17 protein-coding genes are annotated in these 22,406 nt (G+C 45.7%); 5 read left to right on the forward strand and 12 right to left on the reverse strand.

Translation table 11 applies throughout. The features are described from left to right. Nucleotides 1-54: 54 nt before the first annotated feature. Nucleotides 55-1,347, reverse strand: coding sequence for a PAS domain-containing protein (locus tag HWN40_RS00985; RefSeq protein WP_176964008.1), 1,293 nt, complete (start codon nucleotides 1,345-1,347; stop codon nucleotides 55-57). Between the two features lie 265 nt (nucleotides 1,348-1,612). Here HWN40_RS00985 and HWN40_RS00990 point away from each other — a divergent pair, with 265 nt between their 5' ends. Further along, nucleotides 1,613-3,253, forward strand: coding sequence for a methylamine methyltransferase corrinoid protein reductive activase (locus HWN40_RS00990; RefSeq protein WP_176964009.1), 1,641 nt, complete (start codon nucleotides 1,613-1,615; stop codon nucleotides 3,251-3,253). A gap of 37 nt (nucleotides 3,254-3,290) precedes the next feature. Here HWN40_RS00990 and HWN40_RS00995 read toward each other — a convergent pair whose 3' ends face one another. Further along, complete coding sequence (locus tag HWN40_RS00995; protein ID WP_176964010.1) at nucleotides 3,291-4,856, reverse strand: DNA-directed DNA polymerase II small subunit; 1,566 nt, start codon at nucleotides 4,854-4,856, stop codon at nucleotides 3,291-3,293. A 143-nt stretch (nucleotides 4,857-4,999) separates the two neighbouring features. Between HWN40_RS00995 and HWN40_RS01000 the strand changes: the two genes are divergently transcribed. Beyond that, a complete protein-coding gene (locus HWN40_RS01000; RefSeq protein WP_176964011.1) occupies nucleotides 5,000-5,560 on the forward strand; it encodes a signal peptidase I in 561 nt (186 codons plus the stop codon). Here HWN40_RS01000 and HWN40_RS01005 read toward each other — a convergent pair whose 3' ends face one another. Next, nucleotides 5,561-6,796 carry an ORC1-type DNA replication protein gene (locus tag HWN40_RS01005; RefSeq protein WP_176964012.1) on the reverse strand — a complete coding sequence of 412 codons (1,236 nt, stop codon included), beginning with the start codon at nucleotides 6,794-6,796 and terminating at the stop codon, nucleotides 5,561-5,563. A 785-nt stretch (nucleotides 6,797-7,581) separates the two neighbouring features. Between HWN40_RS01005 and mfnA the strand changes: the two genes are divergently transcribed. The 3 genes from mfnA (at nucleotide 7,582) to HWN40_RS01020 (ending at nucleotide 11,533) form a co-directional block, all read left to right on the forward strand. Next, nucleotides 7,582-8,736 carry a tyrosine decarboxylase MfnA gene (mfnA, locus tag HWN40_RS01010; RefSeq protein WP_176964013.1) on the forward strand — a complete coding sequence of 385 codons (1,155 nt, stop codon included), beginning with the start codon at nucleotides 7,582-7,584 and terminating at the stop codon, nucleotides 8,734-8,736. Between the two features lie 277 nt (nucleotides 8,737-9,013). Beyond that, nucleotides 9,014-10,105: a CBS domain-containing protein gene (locus tag HWN40_RS01015; protein ID WP_176964014.1), complete on the forward strand. Its 1,092-nt coding sequence runs from the start codon at nucleotides 9,014-9,016 to the stop codon at nucleotides 10,103-10,105. Nucleotides 10,106-10,132: 27 nt separating this feature from the next. Further along, nucleotides 10,133-11,533, forward strand: coding sequence for a TraB/GumN family protein (locus HWN40_RS01020; protein ID WP_343044091.1), 1,401 nt, complete (start codon nucleotides 10,133-10,135; stop codon nucleotides 11,531-11,533). Nucleotides 11,534-11,587: 54 nt separating this feature from the next. On the opposite strand, the gene HWN40_RS01025 is transcribed toward HWN40_RS01020, so the two are convergent. From HWN40_RS01025 to cysK, 9 genes are all read right to left on the reverse strand, one after another. Next, on the reverse strand, nucleotides 11,588-12,034 hold the full coding sequence (locus HWN40_RS01025; protein WP_176964015.1) for a universal stress protein: 447 nt from the start codon (nucleotides 12,032-12,034) through the stop codon (nucleotides 11,588-11,590). A gap of 56 nt (nucleotides 12,035-12,090) precedes the next feature. Beyond that, a complete protein-coding gene (locus HWN40_RS01030) occupies nucleotides 12,091-12,693 on the reverse strand; it encodes a transglutaminase-like domain-containing protein (protein WP_218165475.1) in 603 nt (200 codons plus the stop codon). Nucleotides 12,694-12,811: 118 nt separating this feature from the next. Further along, entirely contained in the window at nucleotides 12,812-13,705 is an 894-nt protein-coding gene (fhcD, locus tag HWN40_RS01035) for a formylmethanofuran--tetrahydromethanopterin N-formyltransferase (protein ID WP_176964016.1), read from the reverse strand. A gap of 163 nt (nucleotides 13,706-13,868) precedes the next feature. Continuing rightward, nucleotides 13,869-15,545, reverse strand: a complete 1,677-nt coding sequence (locus HWN40_RS01040; RefSeq protein ID WP_176964017.1) for a hypothetical protein — start codon at nucleotides 15,543-15,545, stop codon at nucleotides 13,869-13,871. A gap of 96 nt (nucleotides 15,546-15,641) precedes the next feature. Next, on the reverse strand, nucleotides 15,642-17,546 hold the full coding sequence (gene cooS / locus HWN40_RS01045; protein WP_176964018.1) for an anaerobic carbon-monoxide dehydrogenase catalytic subunit: 1,905 nt from the start codon (nucleotides 17,544-17,546) through the stop codon (nucleotides 15,642-15,644). Between the two features lie 114 nt (nucleotides 17,547-17,660). Beyond that, nucleotides 17,661-19,250 carry an ATP-binding protein gene (locus HWN40_RS01050; RefSeq protein WP_176964019.1) on the reverse strand — a complete coding sequence of 530 codons (1,590 nt, stop codon included), beginning with the start codon at nucleotides 19,248-19,250 and terminating at the stop codon, nucleotides 17,661-17,663. A gap of 184 nt (nucleotides 19,251-19,434) precedes the next feature. Beyond that, on the reverse strand, nucleotides 19,435-20,292 hold the full coding sequence (locus tag HWN40_RS01055) for an ion transporter (RefSeq protein WP_176964020.1): 858 nt from the start codon (nucleotides 20,290-20,292) through the stop codon (nucleotides 19,435-19,437). A gap of 10 nt (nucleotides 20,293-20,302) precedes the next feature. Next, nucleotides 20,303-21,391: a DNA polymerase IV gene (gene dinB / locus HWN40_RS01060; RefSeq protein ID WP_176964021.1), complete on the reverse strand. Its 1,089-nt coding sequence runs from the start codon at nucleotides 21,389-21,391 to the stop codon at nucleotides 20,303-20,305. 63 nt (nucleotides 21,392-21,454) lie between these two features. Further along, nucleotides 21,455-22,399 (reverse strand): cysteine synthase A, encoded by a 945-nt coding sequence (cysK, locus tag HWN40_RS01065; RefSeq protein WP_176964022.1) that lies wholly within the window; start codon nucleotides 22,397-22,399, stop codon nucleotides 21,455-21,457. Nucleotides 22,400-22,406 lie beyond the last annotated feature (7 nt).

Raw genomic sequence — 22,406 nt, forward strand, 5'->3', positions numbered from 1 at the left:
GGTTTGCCTCCATGCTGTATTCTGTTATCTGATAAAGGAGAATTTACTCCTTTATCATCCCTTTTGCTTTAGTTCCGTGATATCCTGAATAATACCCTGATAATGGGTGACAACTCCGTCATCGTTACGCTGGATGAAGGTCTTCTCTTCCACCCATCTCTGTTCTTTGGATTTGGTTCTTATCCTGTATTCCTTGACAAAGACGGTACCACCTTCATCACAGATGTCCGAAAGTTCCGCCTGTACCTCAGGTAGATCATCAGGATGGATTATATCACCATAAAGAATGTCTCCTGAAAGAAACTCATCAGCCGAATAGCCGAACATGGTTATATTGTCTGAAACAAATTCAACAGGCCAGAGTTCCATCTCATCGTCCGACCCCGCTTTCCATAGGAAAGCAACCACCGGGCTGTGATTGACAATCGTTTCAAGTGCCTGTTTTCTTTCCAGCAGTTCAGCCTGCCTTTCAAATGATTCCCTGAGTTCGATCTCCCTTTCCTTCAGCTCCGTGATGTCCTGAACAACTCCCTGGAAATAATCTATATTCCCGGCCCTGCCTCTCTGGATAAAAGTTCCCTGACTTACCCACAATATCTTTCCGTCTCTGGATTTTAAACGATATTCCTGAGTATAGCTGTTACTTCCATCCTCACATTTCTCCGCAAGTTTATTACTGACCTTCGCGTAGTCATCAGGATGGACCAGGTCACTGTAATTAACACGACCAAGAATAAAGTCCTCAGCTGAATAACCAAGCCTTGAGACATTCTCAGAAGCATAATCCGCAGGCAGAAACTCTTCTGCCCTCCACAGGAATACCATGGTAGAACTATTGTTTATGGCATTCTCCAGAGACATCTGTTTGTTCAGTGCTTCCTCTAATGCCATTTCCTTGTTCTTCTGCTCTGTTATGTCAAAAATTGTACCCTGATAGTGTGTTACATCACCTTCATCGTTACGCTGAATGAAGGTCTGCTCTTTCACCCATCTGTCCTCTCCTGACTTGGTCCTTATCCTGTACTCCTTGACAAAAACAGTACCTCCCTCGTCACGAATCTCCGAAAGTTCTGTCTCTACCTCAGGAAGATCATCAGGATGGACTATGTCAGCATAAAGTAGGCCGCCTGAAGTGAAATCCTCCACTGTATAACCCAGAAGGCTTACATTATCTGAAACATATTCCACAGGCCATTTTTCCTCCGGAGTGTCGTCCGCCTTCCAGAGAAAAGCAATAACAGGACCATTGTTTATTATTTTTTCAAGTACTTTTTCCCTTTCAAGAACCTCATCCAGAGTATTTTCACAGACCTCCGGATCATTTTTGTCTGATATGTCAGCTCCCATATAACTCCCCCTTAAGCTAAACATTTCCTGTTATATTGTTTGTTAGTCAAAGTATTAATCAATTTTTAGCTCTGCCGAAATATTCATAGAACAATAGAGACTATTGTATAGTAAAATATAAATAGTACATTTTATGAAAATGTTTTTGATTTTATAGGGCTATGTTTTTGTATACCCGGATTTTAGGCACAAAATATATATTTCAGTGCCCTCAAATCAAAAGCTGAAGGTTAATAATTCAAAATGTTTTGTGAAGGAAAAACTCATGTACGTAATTGCACTGGACATTGGGACAAGTGGTTTCAGATCACAGCTAATAGACCTTGAAAAGCAGGAGACGATCAAAACAGTGATTACCATGGGTCATCCTCTTCCCGGTGGGAATGTGATGGACCATCTGGATTTTGCCATTAACACAGGCAGGGATGTAGCCCACGGACTGATGGTAGAAGCTGTGAAAAAGGTGCTGGAAAGATTTGACGTTGATCCTTCGGGCATACAGAGAATAGCTGTTTGCGGGAACCCTATACAATTATCCCTTTTCCAGAATACAGAGATTCGGGACCTTGCATATGCAGGAGAGTCAAAGCAGAAAAATCTTGGTGTATATAATGTGAAAAGGGATGCCCGCATCTTTCCTGCCAACGAGATATTCAAAAAAACCTATCCTATGAATAACTGCGAGATAGTAGTTCCTCCTGCAATAAAACACGAGATCGGGGCTGATGCTCTTGCCATGATGATGGAAACCGATTTTCTTGAACAGGACGGACCATGCCTGGTAACGGATTACGGAACAAATGCGGAAATGGCACTGAAGGTCGGGGAAAAGATAATCACTGCAAGTGCCGCTGCCGGTCCGGCCATTGAAGGTCAGGGTATCAACTGCGGTATGCTGGCAGGTCCCGGAGCCATAAGCGATGTTAATACTGAGGGTGATTACTGGCGACTTATAGTACTCAATGAGAAGATGGAAGCAGTAAAGGGAGACCTTGTAGATCCGGTTTCCGGCAAAACCATAGAGTCCTCTGATACTCAGGCCAGGGGTATTACAGGTACGGGAGTAATTTCCACCATCGCCCTGGCAATCAAGGAAGGACTCACAGAGAAGTTGCCCCATCTTCCCGAAGGGAGGATCATCCTCGGAGACAGCATCATAATCACAGATAAAGATGTGGAAGAAGTGGGCAAGGCAATAGGTGCCATACTGGCAGCCCATATGACCCTGATGATAGAAGCCGGTATTGATTACTCCGACCTGAAATACGTCTATATGTCCGGAGCCAGTGGTACATATGTAGATGCTGAAAAAGCAAGGCATATAGGTTCTGTTCCGGGTTTTGTCGAGAACATCGTCCAGTTTGGCAACACTTCCATCGGCCTTGCGAGAAAGCTTGCCGTAGATCCTATCAGGCTATGCGATGTTATGCAAATAGCAAGAAAAATACATGCCGATCACCTCATGATGGCCACAAGCGAGACATTCAAGGATATATATATCTGCGAACTTTCCTACTGGCAGCAGGGAATGCCCCAAGAGATCTATGATGAGATGATCAAAATGTATAATATCAAGCCCTTCCCTCCCAAACTCGAAAAGGTGAATATCGAAAGACGTGTTTCAAGGGACATCGATGATGTGGGTAAAAAAGGCCTTGATATTGTAAAGGATATAGGTACTATCCTTGAAGGACCCGTGGAAAAATGTATTCTGTGCCATAAATGTGAAAAAGAATGTCCTGAAGACGCTGTAGTTATAACTGAAGAGCAGGGCAAGAGGTTTGCGAATATAGACAGTCAGCACTGCCTTGGTACGAGCTGCAGGCGTTGTGTTGCCATCTGTCCCGAGCAGACAATGGACCATTCGAAATTGAAAATAAAGCATTTCCTGAAAATAAAGCGCTGAACCTTCGGGCTGGCCATTTTTCAGATTATGAAAGAATTTATTCATCGAACCTGAGAATGCTCGTCCTGTAGGTCGCAAGATCCACAACCGGAACCTGGCACGGTGTCGGGACGACATTCATCCTTTTCTGGAACTCGGTCTGGTCCTGCCATGTACCGGAGTTTACCAGCAGCACGTTCTTGTACCATTCAACACCCACGGTATGTACGTGACCGCAGTGCAAAATGTCGGGAACCTGGCCAAGCACGAAATGATCATTTTTCTCGGGTGCAATGGAAACGCGGCTTCCGTACATGGGAGACAGGTGCCTGAACTTCATCATTTCCACCATACCCCTGGTGGGTTCGGTATATGAGACGCCGGGCACGGCTGCCACAAGATCGTCTATTGAACGACCGTGGTATATCAGGATCTTCGTTCCGTCCAGATTCACCATTGCCGGGTTTCCCACAAAGGTCACATTGGACGGGAAATCGGCCCTGATGCACTCAGGAAGTTTGGGCTGAGGTTCGGCCTGTCTTACTGCGTCGTGATTTCCGGGAGAAATTATCACCCTTATGTTCTTTGGTATCTCATCAAAATATTCGGCGGCCTTTCTGTACTGATCATACACATCCGGGATGTTGAGCTCATGTTCCTGTCCGGGATAGATTCCCACCCCGTCCACAAGATCACCTGCAACCACAAGGTAGCGCACTTCCTTTGAGATAGCTGCAAGAGCTTCGTTATCGGTATCACCTCTCAGAAAATCAACAAAGCGCTCCCATGGTTCTTCCATAAAAGTGGTACTACCCACATGCACATCGGATGTGAGTACTGCCTTGCCAAAGCTGCCACCCTTTTTTGCCATTGTGTTGGGAAGGTCGGGAATAATGATCTTCTGAGCTATCATGAGCTTTCCGTCATTTGTGAGCGCACCGGAAAAACCCACGACCTCATCCAGTACAAGATGTGTGGCCTGCTCATAGAGTTCCTTGTCCGCCATGCGCACTAGCACCGAAAAAGAACCCGTAGGGTCTTCCACCTCCAGGATCTTATGGCCGTTACTGGTACTTTTTATATCGGATATCATACCGATTATAGATACGTCACCAAAATCCTTGCCCCCACGCAGTCCTGGGGACCGGTTCTTATTCAGACTCTCAATGGGTCTTGCATTGACCCTGGAGCGTATGATCTCACTGAGCCTGCTGTAGCGGTTCCTGAAGAACTGCACAAATTCCATGTATTCTCCCACACAGGTGGAATTATCGGAGATATCCGAAATAATAGATACCGGATTATCGGACAGTAAGAAATCAGGCGATCCGCTACTGGTGATTACTGAAGCCAGCGGCTGCTCTGTCTGGATCCTGAGTGTGTCGGCAGAATTTTCAACAAAAGTGGTGACAGGACCGTCGGTTGACTCATTAGCAGGATCAGCAGCAGCAGAATCTATGTCGATATGCTCCACACCGATCACCAGCACGGAAGTGTCAATATTTCCCAGGACCTGCTGTATCAGCCTCTCGGGTGAGCAGTGGGAGCATATGAGTTCCACTGCCTCAGGGCTGATCTGGTAACCTTCTTCGATAAAAACCGTCAGGACATCAACTTCATTCATGATTGACCGGGTGTTTTTTTAAAGTAAGAATGTCAACGTATAAAATTGCAATTATTGATCCATACGTTAAGATTTTATTGGCTGCAAGTATATTCATAATCCTGAAATATTCTTTTATATTCTAAACCTCAGGCAGGAATAAAATGACCTTAAAGGATAAGTATAAGGCCTTCAAAGAAAGTGATAACTTTTACGTATCACTTGCCCGTGATATTCTATCGGTATTCTTAGCCGTTTTGATATTTGCCTCTTTTTCACAGATAGTATTTGGAATGTGGACTCCCATGGTCGCCGTGGAATCCGGCAGCATGGAACCGCATATGAACGTTGGTGACATTATATTCATCAAAGACATCGACCGAACGCAAATCGTGACCTATGCCCAGGGAACAGATGATTATACCTCATTTGATAGTTACGGAGATGTGATACTGTACAAACCCTACGGACAGGAAGGCGTAACACCCATCATCCACCGGGCCATGTATTATGTCGAAGAGGGAGAGCCCATGTGGGAGGGAGGTCCGGAAGCACCTCATTCCGGTTATATCACAAAAGGTGACAACGAAGTAACAAACAGATATTATGACCAGCAGGGTCAGGTAAGTTACCTCATGCCCGTGAAAGAGGAATGGGTGATTGGTGTGGCGCAGTTCAAGATTCCCTATCTGGGATATCTGAGACTCATGCTCCCAAGCTTCTGATCACAGATGCAACTGCGTCGTCATTACGGGTTTGAAACCATCCAGTGGTTTTAACCTGTAATCCTCGAACAACACTTTTTTTGTACTTGTGATGGGTACGCTCAACACGATTTCCTTTGTCCTGCCGTACCTGCCTTTACTTACTACGACCGCATTGACGATTCCCAGCATGTCCAGCTCGGACATAAGATCGGTCACCCTGCGCTGGGTCAGGATATCCATGTCAACATGAATGCAGAGCTGGCGGTAGACATTGTAGACCTCGCCTGTTGTCACATTCCTGTAGCCGTTGTTCCTCAGGAGCATGACACTATAGAGGGCGAGTTTGGACTGGGTGGGAAGAGTGCGTACAACTTCCACCACGCGGTCGATCTCGATCTTTTCCTGAGCATTCCTGACATGTTGCTCTTCGACCTGTGATTTGTTCTCACGTTCGGCAATCTCACCTGCAACTCTGAGAAGATCCAGTGCGCGTCTTGCATCACCATGTTCCTGGGCGGCAAACGCAGCACATAAGGGAATTACCATTTCATCAAGCGCATCCGGCTTGTATGCGATCTCAGCCCTTTCATGGAGGATATCACTGATCTGGTCCGCATCGTAGGGAGGGAAGATTATCTCTTCCTCTCCAAGGGAACTCTTGACCCTTGGATCAAGGAATTCAGTGAACTTCAGGTCGTTGGAAACACCTATCATGCTTACCTTCGCCTTTTTAAGATCAGTATTTATTCGAGAAAGATTATAAAGAACATCATCGCCTTTTTTGATCAGCTTATCAATTTCATCAAGAATAATAATAATGACCTGTTTTTCAGAATCGATTGCTTCCTTGAATTTCGCAAAGACCTGATCCGTGGGCCATCCTGTCATCGGGACATCCTCACCGAACTGCCTTGAAAGGTTGGCAAGCAAACGGTACTGAGTATCTATGACCTCACAGTTGAGATACACAACCTTACAGGACGTACCAAGGGATTCACCTTTTCTTTCCAGCTCAATACCCACATGACGGGTAACAGCTGTTTTTCCGGTACCGGTTTTTCCGTAAATGAGGATATTTGAGGGGGTATCTCCTCGTAAAGCGGAAACCAGGATGGAAGCCAGACTGTTGATCTGATCATCCCTGTGAACCAAAGAATCAGGAGTATAAGAGTGTCTTAAGACCTCCTTGTTCTTGAAAATTGGTTCGCTCTCCAATAACTCCTGAAACAAACCATCCAACGATTTATTTTGCATTTTTGTCACCCTGTCCATTCAGTAGCACAAGTTAAACATTATTCTGAGGGGATTAGAAGCGTAAAGATAATAGAGCGTTTTTCATCTATCTCTCCGTTCCAAAGGATACATAGGAAGAGTAGCTTATTAATGCTTATGGTGAAGACCCCCCTGTTTCAAATGCAACTAAAGATCTTTTTAAACTTGAAAGATAAAAACCGACAAAAGAGAGCTTTTTTAAGAAGAGTTTGTTTATCCTGAACAGGATGGTTATAACCTTCAGAGCTTCCTATGGAACTTAACCCCTTTGTTTCAACTGGAAGCTATATAAACCACAGTGACCCTATGATTTCAACTGGAATGCACAAAAAAAGATGAAAACATCTTTTTTTAAAATTTCAAAAAAAACCTGGTAGTGTAAGTATGGATATTCTGATATATAAAGATTACTTTTCATTAAACACACTGAACAAAAAGATAGGCTTCCAGTAGAAATAATGGGGTAGCTCTCTAGCCAAAAAATCTTCCCGGAGTTATCCAGAGGACAAAAACAGGATTCCAGAAATCCGTAACAATCAAAATTCTGTCGATATAGCAAATACTTAAATTTTTTCTCATCTATCTTCATCTGTTGTGACCTATTTTGCAATCTATTAAACTAAAATCCGAAAAAATGATGTAGCAATAACCAAAATCAACAAAATCAGTATGCTAAAATCAGCAAAATGATCAATCTTCAAATTAAAAGAACCAGGCAAATCTTCAAACACAATAGTTTTAAACATCCGGTAGTATTCATGTGTTAAATGAAGCAAACCGGAGTTAGCGAAGAAGAAATCTTCTATCTTCTTAGTGATGCGAAAAAAAGGGACTTCAGCTATCAGCGGGTTCTCAGTTCAATGTGTACCTATCCCCATGAGGTTGCCGTCAGGGCACATATGCAGTTCATCGAGTCCAACATGGGTGATTTTGGTCTTTTCAGGGGTACCCATGATCTGGAAAAGCAAATTATCCTGATGCTTGGCGATATATATCATTGCGGTTCTGTTGAAGGCTATCTTACAACCGGTGGAACGGAATCCAATATTCAGGCAGTTCGCGCAATGCGTAATTTCTCACGGGATCGGGGAAACTATGACAGTTCTGAGGTGAGACCAAATATAGTGGTTCCAGCATCTGCTCATTTTTCATTCGACAAGATTGCCGATATCCTTGATATGGAGGTCAAAAAGGCTGATCTTGATCATGAGATGAAAGTATCCGTGGATTCAATGCAGTCTCTTATAGATGAGAACACTGTTGGATTGGTTGCTATTGCAGGCTCCACGGAATTCGGGCAGGTGGATCCGATAGAAGAGATATCGCAAATTGCACTGTCTCATTCTCTTCCGCTGCATATAGATGCGGCGTTTGGTGGTTTTGTACTGCCGTTCATTTCAGCTAATCACAAATTCGATTTTTCCCTTCCGGGGGTAACTTCCATGGCAGTTGATCCTCACAAGATGGGTCTTAGTACCATTCCTTCAGGTGTGTTGCTTTTCAGGGATTTCGAGTACATTAATCATCTGAGGGTACATGCTCCCTATCTCACAGTGGATACCCAATACACGCTCACAGGGACCAGAAGTGGTGCAGCGGTTGCAGCGACCTATGCTGTGATGAAGTTCCTGGGGGTAGAAGGATACTCAAAGGTGGTTGAAAGATGCATGGACCTTACAGGTCATCTGGTTGAGAGGGTAAAGGGACTTGGTATCAGGCCTGTGATCGATCCCGTGATGAACGTTGTGGCACTGGAGGTTCCACATCCTACGACTCTGAGAACAAAACTTTCCAGCGAATATGACTGGCATGTTTCCATCACTCAGGATCCGAAGGCATTAAGGCTTGTGATCATGCCTCATCTTGATATCGGAACAATTGATATGTTCATTAACGATCTTGAAAAAGCACTTCGGTCTTGAGAGATCTAAAAAAGAATAGTGAAGAGAGAAACAGTTGAGGGGATGAGGCTGATGACACCATGCCCTGAAACTTGTAGGACGTGTGTTCATCAGACCCGTGCTTGAGTGGAAATCTGTATGTATAATATATACTTATGATCCAAGCAGGGTGAAAGTAATCAGTTTTGAGTAAGTTCCCCATTAAATTACACAGGCAGATTCCGGATCAAAAAGTTCTGTCTGAGTTTTTTCCGATCCCCGGATAAAATTAAATACGAAGCTCATCTAACAACAAAGCATGAAGTCATCACTTAAGATCGGGAGTATAATGGGGATACCTGTAAAACTCCACATAACGTTTTTGCTTATCCTTCCTGTCTTTGCTCTGGTCTTTTCGATCAACGAGTATCCGCTTGGTTTTGCGGGCACGACTCCGGTCATCCTTAACTATGCGCTGTCTCTTTTGACAACTATCCTGCTTTTTGCCTGCATACTATTACATGAGCTCGGGCATTCTTATATTGCAAAGAGCTACGGTGTTGAGATCAAGGATATTACATTGCTTTTGTTTGGTGGCGTATCTTCCATGGAGGAGATTCCCAGGGAACCTTCCCAGGAGCTGAGGATGGCCTTTGCAGGTCCGCTGGTAAGTTTTATCATCGGTTTTATTCTCCTGGGTGCAAACTATATTTTAGCTTCCACCGCTTCGGGTTACGGTGGGACTTCAATCTGGCTGATGTTCTACATCCTGGGTTCTATTAACATAGTGCTGGGACTCTTCAACCTGCTACCTGCGTTTCCAATGGACGGCGGAAGGCTGCTCAGGGCATGGTATGCCAAAAGGATGAGCTATGTCAAGGCCACTCATTATGCAGCAGGCTTTGGGAAGATGTTTGCTTTTCTCATGGGGCTTCTGGGTCTGTTCTTCAACCCCTGGCTTATATTGATAGCATTTTTTGTATATATTGGCGCATCCGAGGAGGACAAATCAACCACTATTTCCGTGCTCCTGGAAAAATACAATGTCAGTGATATCATGTCAGAAGACGTGCGGACAGTATCTCCTGATATTACTGTGGAAGAACTCTCAAAATTTATGTTTGAGAACAAACATCTCGGATATCCTGTCATGCAGGGTAACTCTTTAAAAGGGATTGTGACATTTACAGATATACGTAACATCATTCCGACCGACCGTTTTGCAACCCTTGTTTCGGATGTAATGACAAGGGATATAATCTCGGTGAGTCCGGAAGATACGGCATCAGAGGCGTTTAAGGTGATGACAGTGAATAATGTCGGACGCCTGCTGGTTGTCAGCGACGGAGAGCTGGTCGGGATACTCTCAAGATCGGATCTCATGCGTACAATGACGTTACTGAACGAATAAGTTCAAAATATTTTAAGAGGATAAGAATTGAAAAAATCTAGTAATTTTGATGATTCGCAGGGCACATTCAGTGAATACGAGCTGAATGATTCGGGAGACCTTCACCCTGCGGAGAGTGTCGCTTCCATGTCGTCGACGAATGAACAGACAGAAGTTGACATTGTAAAGGATATTATCTCATCTACAGCAGGTCAGGAAACCGAAAATCGGGAAAACATACCTTCCCAGATAATTATAGTGGGAACTGCTCACGTTTCTGAGAAAAGTGTCAGGGAAGTTATCAGTACAATAGAGCGGGAAAAACCGGATATCGTAGCCGTGGAACTGTGCAAGGCAAGATACGATTCGCTAAAGGGTAATGTCGAGAATACGGACATTCCTGTGAAAGACCTGCTCAGGGAAGGCAAGGTGTATTTCTATATAGTACACATGCTGCTTGCCCATGTACAGAAGAAATTCGCTGACGAGATGGGCATCCAGCCGGGTGCCGAGATGATCAGTGCCATGGATGCGGCTGAGGAGAACGGAGCCAGGATCCTTCTTATAGACAGGAATGTGCAGGTAACACTGCAGCGTTTCTGGAGTAAGATGGGCTTTGTTGAAAAGCTGAAGATGCTTGGCGGCCTGATCGCTGCGGTGCTTGGCATCGGCGGTACCAAGGATATCGATATGGATACCATAACAAATCAGGACATCGTTTCCATGCTTGTTGAAGAGTTCAGGGAGACTTCTCCAAACGCAGTCAAGGTCCTGATCGATGAAAGGGATGCCTATATGGCAAGGAATCTTCTCAGGGCCGCATCAGGAGGCGGGAAAAAAATCGTCGCCGTTGTGGGTGCAGGACACAGGGCAGGTATCCAGAAATATATTGAGAATCCCGATACCCTTCCAAAGATTGAATATGCCACCGAAGCTCCTAAAAAGCGCTTCAGTATAATGAAAGTCTTTGGATTTGTGATCGTGGGAATTGCCCTTGCTACTTTTGCACTGCTGATCCTGTCAGGAGTTCCCCTCGAAACCATGATGCTGGCCTTTGCCTGGTGGTTTGTGATCAACGGGGTACTCAGTGCTGCAGGGGCCATCCTTGCAAGGGGTCATCCTTACTCTGTAATAACTGCCTTTTCAGTTGCATGGCTCACTTCCCTGAATCCAATGATGGCTGCAGGCTGGTTTGCAGGTCTTACCGAGGCAAAATACCGCAATCCAACCACAGATGACTTCAAGGGAATGGTTGACATCGAGTCCACAGAGGATATGATGAAGAACAACCTCTTCAGGGTCATAATGGTGGCAGCGCTTGCAAACCTTGGAAGTATGATCGGGACTTTCCTTGGAGTCTATGTCATGCTCGAGGTAACAGGCATCAATCCGCAGGAGATAATCCAGAGCGGTATAAATGCGGGGCTTACGGCTATCGGTATGGGGTAATAAGTTAATTTACCCTTTTTCTTCTTTTTTGTCCGATAAAACTTTTATAGACTTTTATTTTACCGGTACCACAAGTACCTGTTTCTTTGAGTGACGAACAACGTTTTCAGCGACACTTCCGAGCAGTATATGGTCAAGTCCTGTTCTACCCAGCGTTCCCATAACTATCAGGTCGATATTATTTTCATAAGCAAAGTCCACAATTGCATCCGCAGGATCCCTGTCCTCGATTATCTCGGATTCTACTTCCACTCCTTCTTTCTTACCCAGGTTGCTGACATGTTCAACAGCTTTGCCACCCTCTTCTTTCAGGTGCTCATGCAGTCCCCTGGCCCACATCTCACCGCGCATGGCCAGAGAGATACCTGAAGGCGGCACCACATAAAGGGCATTGACTTTTGCATCGTGTCTCTTTGCAAGTTCGATACCCCAGTCTACTGCATTCTTCACATTTTCAGAACCATCGGTAGCTATCAATATTCTGTCTATTTTTACGCTCATTTTCTACCCCCGATTAAGAGAGCGTAATTAGTTTGATATACGTTTTTCGCCTGTGTTTATTCGTCACAGTTATTCGCTATCAATGGAACATCAGGTAAATTGTCATAGACTTCAGCGTAGTCTGTGTACTTGCTCAGAACTTCCACAACAGGTGGAATCGGATCTGTCCATATTTCAGGCAGGTCAGCTTCTCCTTCAATTCTGATCTCATATGCAAGCTGTTCATGGGGAGGGTTGAACTGAGCATTCACATCTTCCTTGTTTCCCCTTGCATCCATTCGGTACCATCCAATATCTTCCAGATAAACAGCATTCAAGGCATGCAGACAAAATGGTGCTCCCTTATCATCCCTGCTCAGGCGCTGGTAACAGATACCTGCAGGTATGGAGTTAGCTCTGAGCAGTGCTGCCAGAAGATGGCTTTTGGCATAGCAATAGCCTGTACCATGTTCCAGGACCTCGGATGCTTTCAGGGTAACAGGATTCATGCGGTAATCATGACTGTGTTTTATCTCGTCTCTGACAAACTCGAAGCAAAGTCTTGCTATCTTTATTGGGTCCTCTGTTTCCACTGCAAGTTTCTTTGCTTTTTCCATTACAGTCGGGTGTTCAAAATCGACGATGGATGTGGGTTTCAGATAATCCTGCATTGCTGTCATAATTACTTTCAGTTAATCCAGTTCTTAAAAAAAAGTTGTGCCTGTGGGCTGAAATATTCGAAATTAAAAATATGACCATCTAAGAATTATGGATTGAAAAGAAAAAAAGGAAAGACCCTCAGCAGATGTCTTTCAGGTGGAACTGGTACTTTCCGAGCTTTCCGCCGTAGTTTCCTGCGGTGATCTTTGACACACCTGGAACTGCGATGGCTGCCTCAATTCCTGCCTTCATTGCCTTCTGGATCGCATCTTCGTCAAGACCATTGATGACAAGCTCGTACACTGCCTTTACGCCTTCGGGGATTTCTGTGCCTTCTACCTTGTCCCTGATGGACGGGCAGAACTTCTCGTTTGCGGTTGCCTTCATGAACTTGTAGTTGTTAAAACCAGCCTTGGAACCACTTGCAACAATTCCGCCCGGGAACGGGGTGATGGTGCCTTCAAGGTCCTTGATGGCATCTACAGCGACTTCTGCTGCAGTGAGTGCTGTCATCTGGCTGTCACCGAAGATGAAGAAGTTACCGCCTGCGATACCTGCTACAGCGCCGATGTTCTCTTCAACGAGGAAATCTCCTTCCATGATCGGGATGCTGTACATCTTGCGGCCGTCGATCTCGGTCTCGGATTCCATTCCGTCACCGAAGAACTTGAGCTTGAAACCTACGTTGAACTGTTTCTCAGCATCCGGAAGGCCGTTAAAGACTGCTGTTGTTGGTGCTGTAAGCACACACTGGCCGAGGCGCTCGAGTAACTGGTGTTCAAGTGATTCGTATCCGAAGGTGCAGAACTGGACGTAAACACCAGGTCTTCCGTCAGGTGTCTCATCAGGGCCTACGAACTTCTCGATACCTGCTTCTGCAGGGCACATGATAACAGATGTACCAAATCCTGTTGCTTCCAGGGCGGCTATCTCTGCCCAGCGTTTTGTTGCTGCGGTGATGAGAACCCTTGCAATCTTGATCGGAAACGCTTCTGCGAAAGTATCTTCAATTTCTACTCCGTTGATTTCCATAATAATCCCTTCTTACAGGCTTTGAGTTCCAGGTCTGGACCTGCCTTAGCCTTTTATTTTTAAATTTAAGTAAATTCAAATTTGAGGTCCGCTAAACTCTAACGTGACCACTCAGCAATATTAGAATACAATGACAGTACATATAATCTTCGAAAAGCCGGTTTTACTTCCCACCAGAGTTGTTGTAGGTTTTCTCGAACAGTGCGAACATCTCCCTGTCCATTTCCCTGTATTTCCCAAGTTCGAAAACTGCTTCGTTCACAAAGATCGTAAGGTCTTCCCTGTTTGAAAGGCTGGCAAGGGTTTTTGATGATCTGGCTGTGGATTCCACCATCTGTTCTCTTATAGAAGCCCTGCATACCTCCATGATGGCAACCACAGAACTTGATGCATGGTCATCCATTTGTTTTTCCGAAGCAAGCAGACAGAAGTGCTCAATATGGGGTATCACATGGGAGACCTTGGAATCGGAGTACCTCCTGGCAGCCACTATACCTATATCCTTCAGGGAGCCTGTCACATCAGGATAGGATCTCTCCCCGAATATCTCTCCGACATCTCTGAGTGCTGCAACGGCTTTTGGAAGCGAATCGTTCTTCTTCCTGTCAGATGATTCCTGCACGGCTTTGATACAGATATCCCTGAGGGTTGTAATTATCTGCTTTTCAAGATGCTCGATCTTGTTTTCCTTGACCGTAGCTGCGACTTCAACGAGTGCGCTTCGCACATATTCAAGTGTATCGATGTCTTTTTTGGATGCTGCATCCAGGGCAATTATCTTCAGAAGTTCAACAGACCTCTCTGCTGCTTCTATCATCCTGAACCTGGCAGCGTTCTCACCTATCTTTCCACTGGCAGTGGCAAACTTGTGTCTTGGTGAGGTAATGGTATTCTTTTTGAGCACATTATAGAGATCGGTGGTAGTTTCAGCTCTTTTGATCAGCTCTATCCTGCCAAGGGTCGGGAAGAAACTTTTGTCCATATGCCATCTGAAGAAGTTGTTAAGATATTCGGTCGCCTGTAACGTACTTTTTTCCATACCTTTTTGAATACAGCTACATGCTATTGTTTTGAAGGCATCAATGACCTCGACAATCAAATCTCTGTTTCGCTCTTCTTCTGCCAGCATCCCGAGACCGTAAAGCTGTGCGTTCAGATGCCTGATAACCAGGGAAGTATTATCGTTGTATTGAACAAGTTCCGAACCAAAATCCGCAAGTTCGCGTATTCCGCGTGTGGCTGTCAGGGTATCATCATCCCTGATGGCACCTCTGATAATGTCTATAACAGGTTGAAGGGGGTCGGTACCAGATTTTCCTGCATCTATCTTTCTGTAGTTCTCGTTCATCTCATAGACATTCATCTTTTTAGTAATGCTGCGGAATCTCTGGGTAGTTGATTCACTTTTAAGATGATCTGCGAAAAGGAAACCTATAACCGAAAGGATGAATGAGGCAACTGCCACTATCAGAATTCCGGTGGGATTCGGAGCTCCCAGGGAATGCATGATGGCTCCCGCAAGTGCGAATATTCCAAGGGTGTATGAGAACATATCGGCGAGTATGTCCCTTTTGCTTGGAAGCCAGAGACATAGTATCCAGATAATGGCAAAACCGATCGCAAAAAGAACGTTCTCATTAAAAGAGCTCATCTGCTGGTTCGTCAGCAGATTTGTAAGAAAAGCAAGCTGAACCACGAACGCGCCCAGAGCCAGATCCGCACCGATATCCTTGAGGCTGATTTTCAGATGGTTCTTTGCAATGATGTCAGCAAAAAGAAAAACTGCAGTGACACCGGTTATCAGGGCAGCATCAACGATATCAGTTATGAGGATCTCCATGGAGATATAAATGTCATCGTTATTTATATAAATATTGAAATTTGTTTTTCTGAAGTCTTTGATCCGAATATTTCATAAAGATAAAAAAGGGAATTTTCAGATTCCCAGTTTCTTACGATTACTCTCAATATGCTCCATCATGGAGTCCACCGCTTTTACGGTATCTGTTTCCACGTTGAGCAATCCGCCGGTAACATCTTTGCAGTCTTCGGTGAGCAGTTTCACGAGGTCAGGAGCCCCGGTCACCGTCGGCACCGGGTTCACGTGTGTATAGAGTCCCAGTGCAAGTGCGAATACCGCGTCGATGGTTGCCTTCTGTTCCATGTATTCCGGAGCCGTTGCAACGACCGGCAGATCAGGTAACGGAACATCTCCAAGTGCTCCGGATACTGCGCCAAGCAGATCTCCAAGCCTGCCGGTATCGGTACATGTACCATAGCTCAGTACAGGCGGGATCCCGAGCGCCTCACAAACGCTTTTCAGACCCGGGCCTGCCTGCTCCTTTGCTTCGGGACTGCACAGGCCTGCAACCTGTACGGCGCCGTTACCGCAGCCCATGGAAAGCACGAGTACGTCGCGTTTTATGAGTTCCTTTACCACATCCACGGTATGGTTATCATGTCCGAAATCCCTGAGGGTTGTACAGGAGACCATACCAGCTATTCCTCTCAGGGTCCCGTCTTTGACAGCATCCAGTAGCGGATCAAGGTTTCCTCCCAGCGCATCAAGTATGCTCTCGGTGGAAAAACCCACAACAGCTTCCCTCATCGGCAGTCCGGTAACGGGCTTAACGGATTCCCTGCGCTCCTTGAAATTATCGATTCCCATTTGAAGAAGCTGAGCAGCCTGTTCACGGGCCTGCTCGGGAACATAGTTCAACCTTTCAGTAACTCCCTCAAAGGAGATCAGGTCACTCACAGGTATAAGTCTGAACTTGTATTTCTCGGCGTAAAGTGGATCGATGGGCATGGAACAGTTCATGTCTGATACGAACACGTCCACAGCGCCGCTTGCAAGCACCGCTTCCTGCATGATCCAGTTTCCTGTGAAACCATAGAATACATCATCCATCTCCCATCTCTGGATCATTTCCTGTCCCGTCTCGATGTTGGCGATAATTCTGAGTCCTTTTGCTCCGACTTCCTTTGCTTTGTCCTGCCACTCCTGTTCTCTGGCAAGCTGTACCATGGCAAATCCCAGGAAAGGTTCATGCCCGTTGGGTAAAATGTTCACATAATCAGGGTCCAGCACTCCGAGGTCCACGCGCATATTGTGCGGTCTCGGGATGCCATACATCATATCCTGACAGTATTCATTGACTATCTGGCTCTGATAGGCCATTGCTATCCCCAGTTTCATTGCTTTGAGAGCCAGGCTCACATAATCCCCGTCAACGTTTGTCAGGGAGGAGCTTGTGGCCCGCATCATCTCGGAATTGATACCTCCGGGGAAGATGCCAATCTCTTTCCATAGTTCCTGACGCTCTGATGGGGCAAGTAGTTCGACTATCCTGCTTGGCTTATCGTACTCTCTGTCAAAATCCTCATCAACAAAATCACAGAGTCGCAGGGCCATATCTTTCACCTCACCGCTACTGTCCACACCAAGTCTGTCCGCAAAGCTGCGCAGTTTTCCTTCTTCCCGGATCTCAAATGGTGTTTCACCTCTTGCGGTAGCCCTGAGTGTCTTTATGGTCTGTGTTGTATGGTAGTGGTAAGTGGATGCTCCCATCACATTACGCAGAAGCATCATGCGCATTGCCATTCCGTCTGCCGTGATACCGCAGACTCCGCGCTTGTCCTTTGCTGCGCTGCCACGGCATGGTCCGTTGGAGCACAGGTCGCAACGCACACCGGCCTGGCAGAATGCGCATCTTCTGTCGGGATCGCCTCCCATTCCCTGTGCTACGTAGCGGTCCCAGACATTTGTCATGCCATCTTCTTTTATACGTTTATATACTGTACGAACTGAATCGTGATATGATATTCTTTCATCTTCCACTTCAAAGCCCCCGATTTAAAAATCGATTTTAAATCACTATCTGATAAACTCATATATAGGTGGGATAGCGTGGAATAAAAAGCCTTTGGGAGCAGTTTTAGAATAAAAAGGCATCTAAGCTTTTTTCAGGTTTACCCAGAAGATGCTACCGCTTCCAAGAGGATTATCATCGACCCCTACCTCTCCCCTGTGCAGGTCAACGACCCTTTTTACTATTGCAAGGCCAAGTCCGCTGCCTTTGACACTGCCCTTGTCAGCCTGTCTAAATCTATCAAATATCCTTGGTTTGTCTTCATTACTGATACCGGGACCAAAATCCGTAACCTGTATCCTGCATCTGTCCCCAAGTTCTGTGGAGCTGACAACGATTTTCCCTTCATCAGGACTGTATTTTATAGCATTGCTGAGCAGATTGACAAAGACCTCTTCGATAAGGGGACTTGCCATAATTTTACACTTGCATGCCGGATTGAAAACAAGATCGATATTCTTTTTATCAATATTGTCCCTGAAATTCCTGATGGCTTTTTCAAGCAGGGGTACAACATCCTGCTCCTCGAAACTGATGTCGTTGACAGATTCGAGTTTGATGAACTTTGCAGCGGATTCCATCATCTCGATGAGTTTCTCATTGTTTGTGTGAACCTTGTCAAGCAATTTTTTCTTACTCTCATCGTCCTCAAGAATGATGAGCTCTTCTGTGAATCCGCGGATGATGTTTGCAGGGTTGAGAAGATCGTGGGTGAGAATATCCGCAAACAATACCTTAAGCTCGGTGGTATCCTCGAGTTCCTTTGTGTATTTTTCCAGCCTCTGTTCGTTTTCCCTGCGATTGATGGATTCCGCAAGTACGTTTGCCACGGACTGTACAAAATGTATATCGTCTTCTGTGAACATCCTCTTCCGGGCTGTGTGAACGTTCATGGTTCCAAATGGCCTTTCTCTGCTGCCTATGAGTACATCCATTCCGCTGACCTGCCCGTGGTCCCTGAGCAATGAATAACCACTGAATTTGTCCTTTGTTTCGCTGTGATCAACGACGGATGTTTCCCCGTTGTAGAGTGTGTAGCAGAGTATATTCTGTCCGTTATTACTTTCTTCCTGAGAGATATCTTCATCCCGATCTTCTTCCCAGCCCACACCGGCCAGCATCACAAAGTCTCCATCATTCTCCTGCTTCATTATCCTGCAGTATTCAACATCCAGTGTCCGGGAAACAAGTTTCACGGCTTCTTTCATGAGCAGGTCAAGATCCGTTCCGGACAGTCCCTGCTGTCCTAATTTTGCCACTGCAGCATGCTGGCGCTCTCTCATCTTCAGGATCTTTTCCACATTCTTGCGTTCGGTGATGTCCTTTGAATGGCGTACGACCATGGTGACACGGTTATTCTCATCAAAGATGGGAGACAGCTCAATTGCCTTTGTCTTTCTGTCAAGAGGATCCTCGATCTCGAACTTCTTACATCTTCCTGTGGTAAATACCTCGAGCAGATGACATGGTTCACAGGGGGTGCTGCGTTTCATGAGGCAGCTATAACAGTAAGGATGACCCTGCTTTTCCCTGGAGGGTATTGAATCGCAGTTTTTCCAGTTGCTTGTAACTATTCTGAGATCCCTGTCTATAACCACAACAAGATCCTGTATGGACCCGAGTGTTTTTCTGAGCAGATCAAGCTGAAAATTCTTGTCCTCTTCGTTTTTCATTTCATAGCTTGATATATGAATCCCTCTTTTTGACAACGTGTTTTCATTTAATTTATAAACGACACTCTATATTTATAGAGTCAGTTCTTGATGGAAAAAAGTTGTCCTGTTCTCTTATTTATATATATCCGTATAAAAAGGAATGATGATAATGATGATTCAGATATAGCGGAGTCCTGAATATCTACAGAATCCCTGTTCCGCAATGCTTGCAGAAAAGGGCATCATTGTCATGCTCAGGGTTCCCGCACTCCGGGCATATTCTCTGAGGTCTTGTTCTTCTCCTCTCTTCCATGGAGGCAAAGCTGATCTCTGAGGTGACAATACCTGTCGGGACCGCTATTATGCTGTAACCAAGGATCATTATTACAGATGCCAGTGTCCTTCCAAGGGGTGTCTGGGGGACAATGTCACCAAAACCCACGGTAGTAAGGGTAACGATCGCCCAGAATATGCTTGTGGGTATGCTTGTAAAACCGTTCTCTTCACCCTCTATCAGGTACATCAGGGAGCCGAGTATTATCACAAGGGTCAGCACCGTGAACAGGAAGACGGTAATCTTCTGTCTGCTTGCACGCAGGGCTCTTGCAAGCATCTCCGCCTCACTGACATAGTGCACCAGTTTGAGAACACGGAATATCCTCAATACCCTCAGTACCCTTATCACAAGCAGGAACTGGCTTCCGGGGAGGAAGAGGCTCATATATGTGGGTATTATCGCTATGAGGTCGACAATACCAAGCGGACTGGCAGCGTATTTTATCCTGTTCCGGACACATAAAAGGCGGAGAAAGTACTCTATTGTAAAAATGATAGTAAAGAACCACTCAAGATCGTGAAGCACCTGTCCATGACTGTTTCTTACTGAACCGATACTGTCCAGCATTACCACAATAACACTCAGGATAATACTTACGATCAGCAGGAGATCGAAATATTTTCCGGCAGGTGTTTCGGCCTCGAAGATAATATCATATAGCTCGCCTCTCCACTTACTTTCACCCGGTCTGTTACCCCTGTAAGCGTTATTTGTTTCAGGCATCTTAATATCCTCAGAAATCGAAAAGACTCTTCTGTCCTGCCGTTTCGTTGAGATTTCCCACCCTTACTCCGATACGCCTGAAGTTCAAAGTGCTTTCCTCAAGAAACTGCTGCATCATCTGTTCTGCATTCTCCTTAAGGGATTCCACATCGGAGACCGGGTGGTTGAAAGTCCGGCTTTTGGTAGATGTTTTGAAATTCGATAAAATAACAGTTACGGTCACTGAGCGAAAACCTACTTTCCGTGACCTGATCCTGGACAGGACATCATCTGCAAGTTCATCCAGCAAAGAGAAGATCATGCTTTCATCCCTGGTATCATGTTTTAGTGAGGCCATCCTTCCTATCTGGTCACTTGCTGTCCTCTCTTTCACAGGTGTTTCATCCACACCGGATGCGGCCTGCTTGAGCCATGTTCCCTTATTCTTACCGAAAACAGCAATTAGTTCCAGTATGTCATGCCCTTCAAGTTCACCGATGGTCTTTATCCCCATCTCAGCTAGTTTCTCTTCGGTGACACCGCCGATACCCCAGAGCTTTTTCACGGGCATGGGTCTCAGGAAATCCTTCATTTCTTCTGGTCTTATAACGGTGATACCGTCTGGTTTCTTAAAAGAGGATGCCATCTTGGCTATGAGTTTATTGGGACCGATTCCCACGGAACAGGTGATTCTCTCTCTTTCCCTGACCTCTTCCTTGATTCTCATCCCGATCTCTCTGGCCGTGTCAAAATCCGAACCTGAAGATTTTGTAATTTCGAGAAAGGCTTCATCTATACTTATCTTCTCAAAGCTTTCCTCGCTATCGGCATTTGAACGCAGGATCTCCATCACACTGGCTGAGACTTCTTCATAAAAAGGCTTGCGCACTGGCAGGAATACGGCATCGGGATCCAGGGACTTTGCCTGCCTGCATGGCATGGCAGAACGGATACCTGCATCTCTTGCCACGTAATTGCATGTACTTACTGCTCCGCCCTCCTCACCTCGGTTGGAATACATGCATACGACCACCGCCTTACCCTTAAGTGAGGGGTCCTCCCTTTCCTCTATGGCTGCATAGAAGTAGTCCATGTCAACATGGATGATCACACGTTCCATTGCTTCTATTTAGGGCGGAGGGTTTTTATGATTAACTCTTTTTATTTTATGCCATTTTGTTAATCAGGCCTTTTTCTCTGTCCCGGTATCTGCAAGAGCTGTGCTCAGATATCTCTCACCTGTGTCAGGCAGGACCACTACAATGACCTTTCCTTCATTCTCCTTCCTTCTGGCAAGTTCCAGTGCAGCATGAAGGGCTGCACCGCATGAGATGCCCGCAAGGATACCTTCCTTTCTGGCGAGCTCCTGTCCTGTCTTAAAAGCATCGTCGCTGTTTACCTTAATGACCTCATCGATAATATCTGTATTCAGGACATCAGGCACAAAACCGGCACCTATCCCCTGTATCTTATGTGGTCCGGGTTTTCCTCCTGAAAGTATAGGTGACTCCTCCGGTTCCACTGCAACTGCCCTGAACTCCGGCTTGCGGGACTTTATTACTTCGGCTACTCCGGTTATGGTTCCTCCGGTACCGACTCCGGCCACGAGTATATCCACGGCACCGTCGGTATCGTTCCATATCTCTTCGGCAGTCGTCTTGCGGTGTATCTCGGGATTTGCAGGATTCATGAACTGATGGGGTACGAAAGAGTTTGGTATTTCCTTTCCCATCTTCTCAGCTTCTTCAATAGCTCCGGGCATTCCTCCCGGGCCGGGTGTGAGAACGATCTCTGCACCCAGCATCTTCATGATCTTCCTCCTTTCCACACTCATTGTCTCAGGCATGGTAAGGATCAGGCGGTACCCCTTTGCGGCACAGACGAATGCCAGGCCGATACCTGTGTTTCCGGATGTGGGTTCTATGACAACTGTATCGGCTTTTACGTATCCTTCTTTTTCGGCCGTTTCTATCATATTTAGGGCAATACGGTCCTTTACCGAGCTTAATGGGTTGAAGGATTCGACCTTTGCAAGTACAGTTGCATGGCATCCTTCGGTAATCCTGTTCAACTTAACTAAAGGCGTGTTACCAACTGTTTTTGTTATATCTTCGTAGATCTTGCTCATTATCTTA

Origin of the sequence: Methanolobus zinderi (assembly GCF_013388255.1) — an archaeon.
Taxonomy (GTDB): Archaea; Halobacteriota; Methanosarcinia; order Methanosarcinales; family Methanosarcinaceae; genus Methanolobus; species Methanolobus zinderi.